Origin of the sequence: Streptomyces sp. NPDC006487, from assembly GCF_042870555.1 — a bacterium.
Lineage (GTDB): Bacteria > Actinomycetota > Actinomycetes > Streptomycetales > Streptomycetaceae > Streptomyces.
Map to the genome: position 1 here is coordinate 502,469 of NZ_JBIAHN010000003.1, position 14,233 is coordinate 516,701.

Here is a 14,233-nt window from a genome sequence, read left to right on the forward strand (position 1 = left end):
CCCACGCGAGACTCGAGAAACGAGACAAAGCCCCACATGCTCACGGACTTCAAGGCCCTCCAGGTAACCGACGAAGGGCCCATCCTCAGGGTGCAGCTCAACCGCCCCGAGACGGGCAACAGCGTCGACGGCCAGATGCTCAGCGAACTGCTGCAGGTCCTGCGCGCCCTGGAGGACGACAGCACCGTCCGCGTGATGGTGCTGTCCGGTGCGGGAGACCATTTCTGCCAGGGAGGTGACCGAGCGGAGTTCCCCGCACTGCTGGAGAGAGACCCGTCCGGCTCCGAGCTGAGGTCCCTCGCCGACAAGGCCCAGCGGGTGTGCTCGACGCTCTCGCAACTGAGACTTGTCACCATCGCCCGCCTCCACGGCGATGTCATAGGCGCCGGCCTCGGCCTCGCGGTCTTCTGCGATCTGCGCGTCGGAGCAGACACCTGCCGGTTCCGGATGCCGGAGGTCGGCCTCGGAGTCCCGCCCGCCTGGGGCGGTGTCCTTCCCCGTCTCGCGGAAGAGGCGGGCCAGGCCTGGGTTCGCCGGCTCCTCCTCACGGCCGAGCCGTTCGACGCCGCCAGGGCGGAGCAGCTGTCCATCCTGCATGAGGTGGTGCCGGAAGGCGATCTCGACGCTGCAGTCGCACGCTGGGCGAAGCCGATCATTCGTCGTGACCCGACGACCGTGCGGATCACCAAGAGCATGCTGAACGCGCGCGCAGGCGCAACTCAGCTTTCCGTCGCCTCGCACTTCGACGACGAGTTGCTGACGGCTGCTGTCGCCAGGCGGGCGTTGCATCGGCGGTGACTTCAGGCAGGTGCAACGCCCGCCCGCGTACGACTGGGGCCTTGATGCCTGCTCGCGCGAACAGGACCAGGTGACTCGTGGGCCGCTGGGGGACGCCCCCCGCGGAGGTCAGCGGCACAGGGTGGTGTCCACGGTGCGTTCGAGATTCCTCCGGCCCTCCTCGCCCTCGAGCTGCATGGTGACCGCGACGTTGGTGGCACGGCCGTCGTCGGTGGCGCCGCCCCGGGTCTCGTACCCCGGGAAGCTGCCTCCGTGGCCCCAGGAGAGACCGCCGCACGGCAGCGGCCTGCTGACGAGTCCGAGTCCGTAGCGGGCGGCGGGGCCGAAGGTCGCTTCGGCCGGGACGGTGGAGCGCATCTGGGCAAGCTGGGCCGAGGGGAGGAGGCGGCCCGCCAGGAGGGCGCTGAAGAAGCGGTTGAGGTCGGAGTTGGTGGAGACCATCTGGCCTGCGGCCCAGCCCCAAGAGGGGTCGATCTCCGTGATGTCGCGCAGTGGTCCGTCCGCCGCGTCGCGGAGGTAGCCGTGGGGGTGGGGCTCTCGGATTCCCGCATCACCGGGGGCGGGGAAGTAGGTGTGGCGCAGCCCGATGCGCTTCATGATGCGCCGGTCGATCTCCTCGGCCAGGGAGCGGCCGGTGACCTTCTGGACGATCAGGCCGGCGAGCACGTAGTTGGTGTTGCTGTACTTCCAACTCGTCCCGGGGGCGAACTCGGCCGGGTGCCGGAGGGCTGTGTCGAGCAGCTCGCGCGGGGCGTAGTACCGCACGTCGTCCCCGAGGTGGTTGCTGTAGTCGGGGAGTCCGCTGGTGTGCTGGAGGAGCTGGCGAACGGTGATGCGCCGTCCGTCGATCCCCTTGCCGCGGACGAGATCGGGCAGGTAGGTGTCCACTGTGGTGTCCAGGCCGATCCTCCCTTCGCCTACCAGCTGCAAGACGACGACCGCGACGAAGGTCTTGGTGTTGCTGCCGATCCGTACCTGGCCGTCCCTGGGCACCTTCGAGCCGGTGGTCAGGTCACCGACTCCTGCGGTGTGGGTACGGGTACGGCCGTCGCGGTCCTGGACACTCGCCAGCGCGGCGGGCATGCCGTCGTCGCGCACCAGCGCGTTCAGACTCTGCTGGACGGCGTTCGGGCCGGCAGCGGCGGGGGCGGCCGAACCGGAGGCGGTGGCGGAGGCGGTGGCGGAGACGGAGGCGGAGGCGGAGGACGGGGCGAGGGCGCCCGTGGTCGTGACGCCGATGACCAGCGCGGCCACGGCCGCGACCGACGCAGCTCGTCGCCGACCGCCGCCCTGCTGCCGACGGGTCGGTGAGGGAAGGCGAAGGCCCTGCCGGATCTGAGCTCGCATGAGTCAACTCCTGGGGAATCGTTCGGTCGGAACACGAATCCTGGTTCCAGGGCCCTGCGACCGCATCGCGGGAAGTCGGGAGGAATCGCTCCCCCGATCGGGGGAGGCTGCCGGGGGGGCTGCCCGGCGATACTGCGACCATGATCAGGGGAATTCGGCCGCTGTTGCGCGGCTCCACGTATTCGGGTGTGCTGTTCGCCTATTGCGGCGCGCTGGCGAGCCTTCCGCTGCTGCCCTTCGCCCTGTTGCCGGCGCTGTCGTGGCAATCCGCCCCCGAGAGCGTGCAGATCGTCCTGGTCCTGCTGGTCTGGGCGGCACTGGTCGGCGTGGCCGGACTGGCGCGCCCCGTACGGCGGGCGCTGGTCGTGTCCGCCCGCCGGCTGCTGCGGGTGCCGCTGCCGATACCCGTGTCCGGTCGCCGTACCTCTGGTTCCCCCGGCCTCGACCACTGGCGGACCCCGCTCTGGCTGGTGCTGCACGTGGCACTGGGGTGGACGGGCGCGCTGGTGAGCGGCCTGCTGGTCATCGCGGGCCTGACCCTGCCGGGAGGCCGGCTCCGCTCCGAGGTGGAGCTGAGTCTGTTCGGCTGGTCGGCGCGCGCGGAGGGTGGTTGGGGCAGCTGGGCGGTGGCGCTCGGCTGCCTGCTGCTGGCGGCTGCCGTCTGCGTGGTGGTGACGAACGCTCTGCGGTGGCTGGCGCCGAGGCTGTTGGGGCCGTCGTCGGCCGAGCGGCTCGCACTGGCGGCCGAGCGGGAACGGATGCTGGCCGAACGCAACCGACTGGCCCACGAGTTGCACGACTCGATCGGGCACACGCTGACCGCTGCGACGATCCAGGCCGCGGTGGCCGGCGAGGTGCTCTCCGTCGACCCGGCGGCGGCGCGGGCCGCCATGCGCAGCATCGAGGAGTCGACGCGGGCCGCGCTGGAGGACCTGGACTACGTGCTCGGTGTTCTGCGCGAGGAACAGTCGGGAACGGCTCCGACCCGGACCCTGGCCGATCTCCCCGAACTGCTGGACCGCCTGCGGCACGCGGGCGCGGTAGTGGAACCAGAGCTGTCGGGCGAGCCGTCACTGGTCCAGGGGACGCTCTCCCGGGCGGCGTACCGGATTCTCCAGGAGGGGCTGACGAACGCGCTGCGCCACGGGGCGGGCGGCCCGATCGAGGTCCGGGTGGCGGCCGGGCCGGACGGACTGGATCTCACGGTGGTCAACCTGACCGGGGCACGGACGGGCCCGGGCCCCGGCCCGGGTACTTTCCCGACCTCCGGCCACGGTCTGCCCGGACTGGCCGAGCGCGTCAGGCTGCTGCACGGCGAATTCCAGGCCGGCCCGGACGGGACGCGGCACTGGCGGCTGGCCTGCCGGCTGCCGGCACGGGTGTCGGCATGAGCGGATCCGGCGCGGGCGAGGGCACGGCCCTGCCTTCCGCCACCGGCCCCTCCGTCACCCTCCTGATCGCGGACGACGACGAGGTCACCCGCAGCGGCTTGCGCATGCTGCTCGCCGCGCAGCCGGGGATCACTGTGGTCGGCGAGGCCGCCGACGGCGTCGAGGCGGTCGAACGGGCGAGAATCCTGCGACCGGACGTGGTCCTGATGGACGTCCGGATGCCGCGTCTCAACGGGATCGAGGCCACCCGCCAACTCGTTGCCGAAGCGCCCGAACCGCCGAAGGTCGTGGTGATCACCACCTTCGAGAACGACGGCTACGTCACGGCCGCCCTCAGCGCGGGCGCCAGCGGCTTCGTCCTCAAGCGCCTCCCGGTCCCCCGGATCGCGGAGGCGGTCCGGGTGGTGGCGGCGGGCGAAGCGGTGCTCTTCCCGGCCGCACTGGGCCGCATGGTCGCCCCCCGCCCGCTGGGCTCCGCAGAGGCCCTGCCGCGGGCCTCCCTGACCGGCCGGGAGGAGGAGGTGCTGCGCCTGGTGGCCACCGGGCTCTCCAATCCGGAGATCGCGGAGTCCCTCACGGTGAGCCTGGAAACGGTCAAGACGCACGTCGGGAATGTGCTGACCAAGCTCGGCGCGCAGAACCGGACCCATGCGGTGGTGATCGCGTACGAGTCGGGCCTGGTGGTCCCGGGCTTCGCCGGCTGACCGGCATCGGCACGGGCCGCGACGCAGCTCCGCCCTGCGGTCCACGGTGCCGCGATCTCCGGATCGATCGCCCCAGGCCCTACGGGTATGCGACACGAGGTCGACGGACGGCTCGGGGGAACCCTCTGTGCGTACGCGGCGCGCATAGGCTGCCCGCACTGACCTTTCGCCCCAAAGGGAGTGAATGTGGCCTCTCGCCTGAAGCAGATGTGGGGTGACGTCTTCGGCATGTGCACGGACAAGTTCGGCATCACGTGGATGGTCAACGTCAGCGAACAGCAGGGCTGATCCGGCCCCGCGGCTCCGGATCCCAGGGCGTACGTCTCTCAGCGCGGGGGTGCCGGGGCGGGGGTTGGCCGAGCATTCCGTGGTGGCATGGAGGAAGAGGCCTCGGTGGCCCAGGCCAGCATCATCCGCAGGGAGTCGTGCGAGGGGCTGCCCGGTTCGGCGGCGTACGTGATCAAGGCCTGGTCCGGGTCGTCCGTCGGGCGCAGGGTCTCGTAGGCCAGTTCCAGATCGCCGACCACCGGATGGTGGAATCGCTTGGTGCCCGAGGTCTTGTCCTGCACCGGGTGTTCGGCCCACCAGCGGCGGAAGTCTTCGCTCTTCATCGACAGTTCGCCGATCAAGCTCGCCAGACGTGGGTCCTCTGGGTGCCGTCCCGCGTCCATGTGGAGGTAGGCCACGTTCTCGCGGGCGCAGGAGGCCCAGTCCGCGTACAGCTCCCGGGTCGTCTCGTCGAGGAAGGTGATCCGGGCGATGTTGCGTTCGGCCCGGTCCAGATCCGCGTAGTCGCCGAAGAGGGCGACCGCTGCCGCATTCCAGGCCAGTACGTCCATGCGTCGGCCCATCACCATCGCCGGCATGTCCACCAGATCGTCCAGCAGCCGCTGGAGCATGGGGCGCACGCGTTGTGGCCGGGTCTGGCGCGGGGGAACGTGTCGTGCGGCGGACTGGGGTCGGGCGAGGCGGTGCAAGTGCCGGGCGGCATCCGCGTCCAGCCGCAGGGCGCGGGCGAGGGCGTCGAGTACCGCGCCCGAGGGGTTGGGTACGCGGCCCTGTTCCATCCGGGTGTAGTAGTCGACGCTCACTCCCGCAAGCTGTGCGATCTCTTCGCGGCGCAGGCCCGCGACCCGGCGCCGGCCTCCGAAGTCCGGCAGTGCAACGTCTTCCAGGGTCAGGAGGGAGCGGCGGCCCCGGAGGAACTCGCCCAGGTTGATTGCTGTGCTCATACGACGATTGTCGCCGGTTGTGACGGGTGGCTGCCTGGCCCTGCCAGGGCCAGGCAGGGCTGGTCGGGACCGGGCAGGGCTGGGCAGGGCCGGGCAGGGCCGGGCAGCCACCCTTCGCTGTCAGGAGGTTGGGAGGGCGGTCACCAGGCCTCCGTCGACGACGATGTCCTGGGCGGTGATGTAGGACGACCGCGGAGAAAGGAGGAAGGCCACGGTCTCGGCGATGTCCTGGGCCCGGCCGAGCCGCCTCAGCGGCACCTGGGCGCGGATGGCATCGTGCGAGGCGGGGTCTGGGTTGGCGGCATCGAACATCTCGGTGACGATGTAGCCGGGGCTGATCGAGTTGACCCGGATCCCGCGCCCGGCGAGATCACTGCCCAGCGTGCGGGCCAGATTGTGGACGGCGGCCTTCGTGGCCGCATACACCGGTGCGACGGCCAGGCCCCGGTGCAGGGTCCACGAGGCGTTGAGCACGATGGAACCGCCACCCGCCGCGTCGAGCAGCGGAAGCACCTTCTGGACCGTGAAGAACACTCCCTTGAAGTTGACGTCGACACTGAGGTCGAAGTCCCGTTCGGTGACCTCGCCACTGCGCTGGAACACGCCGGCTCCGGCATTGGCGAACACCCCGTCCAGGCGCCCGTGCCGTTCACGGATCAGGGCGGCCAAGCGGTCGAGATCGGTGAGGCTGGCGGAGTCGGCTCGCACCGTGAACAGACGGGCACCCCGGTCGGACGCCGCGTCCAATTGTTCGGCTGCGCGGCCGAGGCGGGCATCGTCGCGGCCGGTGACGACGACATGGGCGCCGGCTTCCAGGAGCAGACGCGCGGTTGCCAGGCCCATCCCGCTGGTTCCGCCGGTGATCAGGGCGACACGGTCCTGGAAGCCGGTCACTTCACTGTTGCTGTTGGTCATGACCACAGCTTCGCCACCCGTCTTCGGACCGGCCAGGGCCGGATCAACCGGGGTCTGCCAGAGCCCCCTAGCCCTGCCAGCTGCGGGGGCCGCGGAAGCCGGGGGTGCGTTCCAGGCGGCGCCAGCCGGCCTGGGAGCGGGCGGTCGCGGTGGTGGTGTCGTCAGGGGTGGCCGCGGCGCGGGCGAGGAGGATCGCGGTGATCGCGGCCAGTTCCTCGGGCTCGGCGTTGCCCTTCTCGACCTTCAGCAGGGTGGCGGTGACGTTGCTCATCGGTGGCGGTTCTCCTTCGGGGTCTACTGGGGCGGGTTGCCGTGCTTGCGCGAGGGCAGGTCCGCGTGCTTGTTGCGGAGCATCGCGAGGGCCGCGACGAGGACCTCGCGGGTTTCGGCGGGATCGATGACGTCGTCGACCAGACCCCGCTCGGCCGCGTAGTACGGGTGCATCAGCTCGGCCTTGTACTCCTTGACCATGCGCGCACGCATCGCCTCGGGGTCTTCGGCATCGGCGATCTGCTTGCGGAAGATGACGTTGGCCGCGCCCTCGGCGCCCATCACCGCGATCTCGTTGGTGGGCCACGCATAAGTGAGGTCCGCGCCGATGGACTGGGAATCCATGACGATGTACGCACCGCCGTAGGCCTTGCGCAGGATCAGCGAGATCCGCGGCACCGTGGCATTGCAGTACGCGTACAGCAGCTTCGCACCGTGGCGGATGATCCCGCCGTGCTCCTGGTCGACACCCGGCAGGAAGCCGGGGACGTCCAGCAGCGTGATGATCGGAATGTTGAAGGCGTCACAGAGCTGGACGAACCGCGCCGCCTTCTCCGAGGCGTGGATGTCCAGGACACCGGCCAGGTGACCGGGCTGGTTCGCGACGATGCCCACGACCTGCCCGTCCATCCGCGCGAGCGCGCAGATGATGTTGCGGGCCCAGCGCTCGTGGATCTCCAGGACGTCGCCCTCGTCGACGAGCTCCTCGATCACCTTGAGCATGTCGTACGGGCGGTTCCCGTCCGCGGGGACCAGGTCCAGCAGGACCTCCGAGCGGCGGTCGGCCGGGTCGGCGGTCTCGTGGACCGGCGGGTTCTCCCGGTTGTTGGAGGGCAGCATCGAGATGAGGTAGCGGACCTCGGAGATGCAGGTCTCCTCGTCGTCGTACGCGAAGTGCGCCACCCCCGAGGTCTCGGCGTGCACGTCCGCGCCGCCCAGGCCGTTCTGGGTGATCTCCTCACCCGTCACCGCACGGACCACGTCCGGGCCGGTGATGAACATCTGCGAGGTCTCCCGGACCATGAACACGAAGTCCGTCAGAGCCGGGGAGTAGGCGGCGCCGCCCGCACACGGGCCCAGCATCACCGAGATCTGCGGGATCACACCCGAGGCCCTGGTGTTGCGCTGGAAGATCCCGCCGTAGCCGGCCAGCGCCGAAACACCCTCCTGGATACGGGCACCCGCACCATCGTTGAGGGAGACCAGCGGAGCACCGGCCGCGATGGCCATGTCCATGATCTTGTGGATCTTCGTCGCGTGGGCCTCGCCCAGCGCCCCGCCGAAAATCCGGAAATCATGCGCGTACACGAAGACCGTACGGCCCTCGACCGTGCCCCACCCCGTGATCACACCATCGGTGTAAGGCTTCTTCGCCTCCAGACCGAACCCCGTCGCACGATGGCGACGCAGCTGCTCGACCTCCTTGAAGGAACCCTCATCGAGCAGCAACGCGATCCGCTCACGAGCGGTCAGCTTGCCCTTCGCATGCTGCGCCTCGGTCGCCCGGTCACTCGGGCCACGCCGCGCCTGCTCACGCAAGTCATGCAGCTCGGCCACGCGATCGCACATGGCGGCCCGTATTCCCGCGCCTTCTTCGTTCCCGTGCATGTCGCACCGAATCCCTTGAACAGTGTTGCTTGAGCGAACGTCTCACGTGACGCCGAGAGAGCCGATGGAGACAGTGCGGAGCGTGGGCCCACTTCCGGTGGTCCCGGTGGTCCCGGGGTTCCCCAGGACCGCGACTGCCCCGTGGTGCGAGGGGCCGCAGGGAACGTCGGTGATGGTCCAGCCGGCCGGCCTTCGGCGGATCTCGGCGCCCAGATAGTCCAGCGAGGGGTCCCTGCTCAGCCCCGTGCCGATTCCCTTGAGGTACGCCTCTTTGCGCACCCATATCCGGCAGAACGCTTCGCGGCGCGCGTCGTGCGGCACGTTGGTGAGCTCGAAAACCTCTCCGGGGTGGAGTGACGGGAGGCAGGCCGTCACCGTGTCGCTCCGGGGCAGCCCCTGTACGTCGACCCCCACCGGGGCCGAGGCCACGGCGACCAGCGCCGTGCCGTCGCTGTGCGAGAGGGAGAAGTGCAGTGCGGGGTCGGTCTCCCCCACGGCGACGGCGGGCCTGCCGTGCGCTTCGCCGCAGCCGGGGCACGGTTCCCGGAAGAACCCGACGTCCCGTGGGGGAACGTTCAGATACCCACCGATGATCATCCGGAGGGCCACGTGCGAGGCGACGTAGAGCGAGGCGTGCTCCGGGCGGTCGAAGGAGGCGCCCCGCTCCCGTTCCCCCGGGTCCAGAACGGACTGGTCGAACCGGTCCGCCCCCATGCCGTCGGGCACCCTGAGCAGCCAGAGGTCCGGCTGATGCGTCGGCGGGGAGTCGGTGCCGTCCTCCGGCATCGGACCCGGCCCCGGCCCCGGCCCCGGCCCCGGCCCCGGCATCGTGATCACGAGTGTGCGCACTTCCTTTCGGTCCGCTCTGTCCGCGCATCGGGCCCGGGGCTCGGTGGCCCGTACCGCCGCTGCGGAGTACGGGCCACCGGGCGCACCTCGTCCCTGCGCGTCGCGCCGTCCCTTGGGCTCGTTCGCCTAGTTGGACACCGCGGAGGCTTCCTGCTTCGGCGCAGGCTGCTGCGGCTGCTGTGACTGCTGTTGCCCCGCGGCCGCCTTCCGGGGGCGGGGAATCGCAAGGGCGACCAAGGCTCCCGCGGCCAGGACCGCGGCCCCGACCCACAGGCCCGGGACCATGCCGTCGGTGAAGTGCTGCGGGGTGTCGTAGGAGCCGGAGCCGGAGAAGATGCTGGTGGCCACGGCGATTCCGAGGGCGCCGCCGAGCTCTCGTACGGTCGTGTTGGCCCCCGAGGCCTTGCCGGCCATCTGCGGCGGGACGGAGCTCATGACCACCATGGCCGTCGGCGCGAACACCAGGCCCATGCCGGCACCCGCCAGCACGAACGGACCGACGTACTCCCAGTCGGACGCGCCCACTCCGGCGACCGCCGCGAACCAGGCCAGGCCGGCACCGGAAACGAACAGACCGGCCGCCATCAGCACGCCGCTGCCGATCCGCGGGGCGAACTTGCCCGCGAAGGGAGCGACGAGCATCGGCATGACCGCCCACGGCAGGGTCCACAGGCCGGCCTCGAAGGCGGAGTGGCCGCGGGCGACCTGGAGGTACTGGGCGATGAGGAAGATCGGGCCGAAGAGGCCGAAGAAGACGGCGAGGGAGACCACGTTGGCCAGCGAGAAGGCCTTGATCCGGTAGATGGCCAGCGGCAGCATCGGCGACGGGGCCTTGCGCTCCCACAGCAGGAAGACCACGAACAGCACGGCGGCGGCCACGAAGGCCGTCACGACTCCTGCCGAAGTCCAGCCGTCCTCGCCGCCCTTGACGATGCCCCAGACGAGGGCGAGCACACCGGTGCAGGCCAGGACCAGGCCGGGGATGTCGAGCTTGGCGGCCGCTCCGCGGCTCTCCTCCAGCACCTTGAGCACGAGCGGTACGGCGATCAGACCGATCGGGATGTTGACCAGGAAGATCCAGTGCCAGTCGATGCCGGTGGTGATGGCGCCCCCGACGAGCGGTGCGAGGGCGACGGCGAGACTGCTGATCGCGCTCCACAGGCCGATGGCGACGCCGCGCTTCTGCGGCGGTACCGAGACCGTGAGGATGGTGAGCGAGAGCGGCAGCACGGCGGCGGCGGTGATGCCCTGCAGGGTGCGGAAGACGATCAGGGCGGTGGTCGAGTCGGACAGGCCGCAGCCGAGGGAGGCCAGGGTGAAGGCGGTGATGCCGATGACGAACACCTTGCGCCGGCCGTAACGGTCACCGAGTCCGGCGGCGGTCAGCAAGAAGCCGGCGAAACCGAGTACGTAGGCGTTGGTCACCCACTGGAGGTTCTCCACCGTGGAACCGAGGTCGTGGCGGATGGAGGCCAGGGCGTTGGTGACGACCAGGTTGTCCAGGGCCACCATGAACATCGGCAGTGAGACCGCGAGAACGGTCAGCCCGAACGACGGGCGGGGACGGGATGTCAACGGATCCTCCGTGCTGCATGGGTGAACGAGCGGATGTCTTCGGCGAGCGCCTCGGCGACCTGCGGGCGGTGCGACTCGGTGAAGAAATGGCCGCCGGGGAAGGTGCGCAGGCCGAAGCCCCCCGCGGTGGTCTCCTCCCAGAGCCGTGCACCCCCTTCGGTGGTCTGCGCGTCCGCGCTGCCGATCAGGGCGCTGACCGGACAGCGCAGCCGCGGAGCCGCGGCCCGGAAGCGGTAGGTCTCCAGCGCCTCGTAGTCGCCGCGTACGGCAGGCAGGATCATGCGGCGCACGTCGGGGTCGGCGAGGAGTTCCGGGGCGGTGCCGCCCAGCTTGCGGATCTCGTCGATGACCCCGTCGTCGTCACGCAGGTGCACTCCGAGGGACCGCGGTACCGACGGGGCCTGCGCTCCGGAGACGAGGAGTCCCGCCAGGTCGACGCAGGGGAAGGCGTCTTCCAGGCGCCGGGCCGTCTCGTACGCGACGAGGGCGCCCAGGCTGTGGCCGTAGAGCACCAGGGGCCGCCCGGTGTACGCACCCAGCTGGGCGGCGGCCGCGTCGGCGAGTGCGTCGAGGCGGGTGGCGGGGGCTTCGGCGTGCCGGTCCTGGCGTCCGGGGTATTGCAGGGACCAGACCTCCGCGTGCGCGGAGAGGTCACCCGACAGGGGGCGGAAGGCGGTGGCCGCTCCGCCGGCGTGGGGGAAGCAGACGAGTACCGGCCCGTTGCCCTCCGGACCCGGATGGTACTTCCGTAGCCACAACTCTCGCTGGGACGATGTCGATTGCATGCGGGGACGTTCACTCTCGGTGGTGGGGGGACGGGGGGTCATATGAGGCCGCCGCGCAGCCAGGCTTCGACGGCGTCCGCTGTGGTCCGTACGTGCTCGTCGAGCATCGTGAAGTGGTCGCCCGGGACTTCGGTGCGCCGGGTGGTGAACTCCCAGCCGGGCCGGTCGCCTTCGGGCGCGGACTCGTCGGCGGGTACGCCGGGGACGGCGTCCTCGGCGCGCAGCAGCAGAGCGGGCGTGCGGTGCGGGGTGGGCCGCCAGTCGGCATGGATGCCGATGTAGCCGCCCATCGCCGTGAGCCGGGTGTCGTCCAGCGGCACGAACAGGTCCTCGTTGGCGACCATCTGGGAGGTCATGAGCGGCAGGCTGTAGCGGTCGGCGGTACGTGAGTACGTGTCCAGCAGGACGACGCCCACGGCCGGCCGGCCGAGCTCCTCGAGGTACTGGGCCACCCGGTGGGCGATCCAGCCGCCCGAGGAACGGCCCAGCAGCACCACGGGGTTGCCGCCGGACTCCTCCAGCACCACTTCGGCGTGGGCGCGGGCGAGCGCCTCGCGGTCGGCGGGGAGCGACTCGCCTTCGAGGAATCCGGGGTGCGGCAGGACCGTCACGTCGCGAACGCCCTGGAACGCGGAGGCGAACTTCAGGTACTCGTGCGGGCCCGAGATGGCCCCCAGCGAGGGGAAGCAGAAGATCGCGGGGCCCTCCTCGCCCCGGGCGAAGCGCACCGGGCTCGGCCAGCGCGCCGCGTCTTGCCGCCGCGCGAAGACGGGCTGGAGCCGGGAGGCGGCCACCAGCAGCTGCACGGCCTCCACGGGCTTGCCCTGCTCGCAGCCCTGCCGGAACAGGGCCGTCAGGCCCCCGCCCGCTGCCCCGGCCTGACCGGACCGCGCACCGTCGGCGAAGGCCTCCATGAGGTGGCGGGCCAGCAGGGAGACCGTCGGGTGGTCGAAGACCATGGTGACGGCCAGCGGCAGCCCGGTCTCTTCGCGCAGCCGGGTCCGCAACTGGGTCGCGGTGATCGATTCGATGCCCAGCTCGATGAACGACCGGTCCGGGTCCACGGCGTCGGCCGAGGCGTGCCCGAGCACGGAGGCGACGGCGCCCTGGACGAGGCGCCGCAGCGCATCCTCCGCCTCCAGGGGAGGCAGCGCCGCGACCCGGGCCCGCAGGCCCTCGATGCCACCGGGGGCGGAGTTGACGGCCTGGCGCGGCCGGGCGGTCACTGCCCTGGGGCGCATCGCCGGTCCGGCCCCGCCGCCCGCGACGTCGGCTCCGGCGGAGCGGGCGGGCGGCTCGGACCGTGCGAGGCGGACCGTCCCCGCGGTGAGGACCCGGCCGCCGGCCGCGTCCACTGCGGTCAGCGAGGCGGTGTCCGCGCCCGTGCGGACGATCCGTACCCGGAGCGCGGTGGCGCCGGTGGCGTGCACGGCCAGGTCCGTCCAGCGGTCCACGAGCATCGTCCCGTCCGCCTCCTGGGCAGCCTGCGCGAGGAGCGGGTGCAGGGCGGCGTCGAGCAGCGCGGGGTGGACCGCGAAACCTGCCTCGGACTGCCCGTCCGGCAGGGCGGTCTCGACGAAGAGCTCCCCCTCGGCGTGCCAGGCCTCGGTGACCAGCCCGAAGGCCGAGCCGTGTCCCAGGCCCCGGGCTGCGAGGACCTGGTACAGCTCGTCGACCGATACGGGCTGCGCGTGCCGCGGCGGCCAGACGTCGAGACCGGTGGCGTCCGGCCGTGCGGACCCTTCGGTGCCGTCGGGGCGTTCGGGGTGTGCGGGGTGTTCGGGCTCTTCGGTGGTGAGCGCGCCGTGGGCGTGCCGGGTCCAGGCCTCGGTGTCCGGGGCGTTCTGCGGGCGCGTGTGGACGGAGAACCGCCGGCTGCCCGACTCCCCCTGCCCCGCCTCCAGCAACAGGCGTATCTGGACGGCGCCCTGACGGGGAATCAGGAGCGGGGCTTCGTGTTCCAGCTCGACGAGGTGCGGGCATCCGGCCTCCGCGCCCGCGCTCAGGGCGAGTTCGGCCAGGACGGACCCGGCCACGGAGTGAGCGCCGTGCACGGTGCGGTCGGCGAGCCAGGGGTGCGTGCGCAGCGACAGCCTGCCGGTGAACAGCAGCTGCCCGCTGCCCGGAACGCCCACGGCCGCGGCGGCCAGCGGATGGCCGACGGAGGTCAGACCGGCGGAGGCGACGTCCCCGGCACCGCCGGACTCCAGCCAGAAGTGCTGTCGCTGGAAGGCGTAGGTGGGCAGGGGCACCCGGCGCGGCGCGCGTGCGGAGGTGTCCGTCCAGTCGACCGCGCCGCCCCGAACGTACAGCTGCGCGACGGAAGTGAGAAAGCGGTCCGTGCCGCCCTGGTTGCGACGCAGGGACTCGACGACGGCCGGCGGACGGCCGGCGGGAGCCGCGGACTCGAAGGTGTCCTGGAGCCCGATGGCCAGGACCGGGTGCGGGCTGATCTCGACGAAGAGGCGGTGCCCTTCGGCCAGCAGGTCCCGCACGGTGTCTTCGAACTGGACGGTGTGGCGGAGGTTGCGGTACCAGTACGCGGCGTCGAGCCGCTCACCCTGTCCGCCCTGCTCGTCCTGTTCGCTCTGCTCACCGGTGACGGGCCGGCCGGTGACCGTGGAGTGGAAGGGAATCCGGGGAGTGCGAGGACGGATCGGGGCAAGGAGTTCGGCGAGCCGCTCCTCGATGGCTTCGACATGCGCGGAGTGCGAGGCGTAATCGACGGGGATACGGCGAGCCCGCACATCCTCGGCCTC

At 71.3% G+C, this 14,233-nt stretch carries 12 protein-coding genes and 1 pseudogene; 4 read left to right on the forward strand and 9 right to left on the reverse strand.

Features of this window, described 5'->3' with window-relative positions; genetic code table 11:
• The first annotated feature begins 36 nt into the window (after positions 1 to 36).
• Positions 37 to 798, forward strand: coding sequence for an enoyl-CoA hydratase/isomerase family protein (locus tag ACFYM0_RS07475; protein ID WP_388497662.1), 762 nt, complete (start codon positions 37 to 39; stop codon positions 796 to 798).
• 108 nt (positions 799 to 906) lie between these two features.
• Here ACFYM0_RS07475 and ACFYM0_RS07480 read toward each other — a convergent pair whose 3' ends face one another.
• Positions 907 to 2,145, reverse strand: a complete 1,239-nt coding sequence (locus ACFYM0_RS07480; protein ID WP_388497663.1) for a serine hydrolase domain-containing protein — start codon at positions 2,143 to 2,145, stop codon at positions 907 to 909.
• A 140-nt stretch (positions 2,146 to 2,285) separates the two neighbouring features.
• Here ACFYM0_RS07480 and ACFYM0_RS07485 point away from each other — a divergent pair, with 140 nt between their 5' ends.
• The 3 genes and pseudogenes from ACFYM0_RS07485 to ACFYM0_RS07495 all read left to right on the forward strand — a co-directional run.
• Positions 2,286 to 3,536, forward strand: coding sequence for a sensor histidine kinase (locus ACFYM0_RS07485; protein ID WP_388497666.1), 1,251 nt, complete (start codon positions 2,286 to 2,288; stop codon positions 3,534 to 3,536).
• A complete protein-coding gene (locus tag ACFYM0_RS07490) occupies positions 3,533 to 4,240 on the forward strand; it encodes a response regulator (protein WP_388497669.1) in 708 nt (235 codons plus the stop codon). The genes ACFYM0_RS07485 and ACFYM0_RS07490 overlap by 4 nt, the downstream gene beginning before the upstream one ends.
• Positions 4,241 to 4,441: 201 nt before the next feature.
• A pseudogene (locus ACFYM0_RS07495) lies at positions 4,442 to 4,528 on the forward strand (VOC family protein); the annotation flags it as partial.
• 38 nt (positions 4,529 to 4,566) lie between these two features.
• On the opposite strand, the gene ACFYM0_RS07500 reads toward ACFYM0_RS07495, so the two are convergent.
• The 8 genes from ACFYM0_RS07500 to ACFYM0_RS07535 form a co-directional block, all read right to left on the reverse strand.
• On the reverse strand, positions 4,567 to 5,472 hold the full coding sequence (locus ACFYM0_RS07500) for a helix-turn-helix transcriptional regulator (protein WP_388497671.1): 906 nt from the start codon (positions 5,470 to 5,472) through the stop codon (positions 4,567 to 4,569).
• Positions 5,473 to 5,592: 120 nt separating this feature from the next.
• Positions 5,593 to 6,387, reverse strand: coding sequence for an SDR family NAD(P)-dependent oxidoreductase (locus tag ACFYM0_RS07505; RefSeq protein ID WP_388497672.1), 795 nt, complete (start codon positions 6,385 to 6,387; stop codon positions 5,593 to 5,595).
• Between the two features lie 67 nt (positions 6,388 to 6,454).
• Positions 6,455 to 6,658 (reverse strand): acyl-CoA carboxylase subunit epsilon, encoded by a 204-nt coding sequence (locus tag ACFYM0_RS07510; RefSeq protein ID WP_388497675.1) that lies wholly within the window; start codon positions 6,656 to 6,658, stop codon positions 6,455 to 6,457.
• 23 nt (positions 6,659 to 6,681) lie between these two features.
• Positions 6,682 to 8,265 (reverse strand): acyl-CoA carboxylase subunit beta, encoded by a 1,584-nt coding sequence (locus tag ACFYM0_RS07515; protein ID WP_388497677.1) that lies wholly within the window; start codon positions 8,263 to 8,265, stop codon positions 6,682 to 6,684.
• Positions 8,266 to 8,307: 42 nt separating this feature from the next.
• Positions 8,308 to 9,093: a 4'-phosphopantetheinyl transferase family protein gene (locus tag ACFYM0_RS07520; protein WP_388497749.1), complete on the reverse strand. Its 786-nt coding sequence runs from the start codon at positions 9,091 to 9,093 to the stop codon at positions 8,308 to 8,310.
• A gap of 147 nt (positions 9,094 to 9,240) precedes the next feature.
• The gene (locus tag ACFYM0_RS07525) at positions 9,241 to 10,689 is read right to left on the reverse strand and encodes a DHA2 family efflux MFS transporter permease subunit (protein WP_388497680.1); all 1,449 of its coding nucleotides are present in this window, start codon (positions 10,687 to 10,689) and stop codon (positions 9,241 to 9,243) included.
• Entirely contained in the window at positions 10,686 to 11,474 is a 789-nt protein-coding gene (locus tag ACFYM0_RS07530; protein WP_388497682.1) for a thioesterase II family protein, read from the reverse strand. Before ACFYM0_RS07530 ends, ACFYM0_RS07525 begins: the two co-directional genes overlap by 4 nt.
• Before the next feature lie 38 nt (positions 11,475 to 11,512).
• Positions 11,513 to 14,233 (reverse strand): acyltransferase domain-containing protein (locus ACFYM0_RS07535; RefSeq protein WP_388497683.1); only part of this gene is annotated, 2,721 nt, incomplete at its 5' end.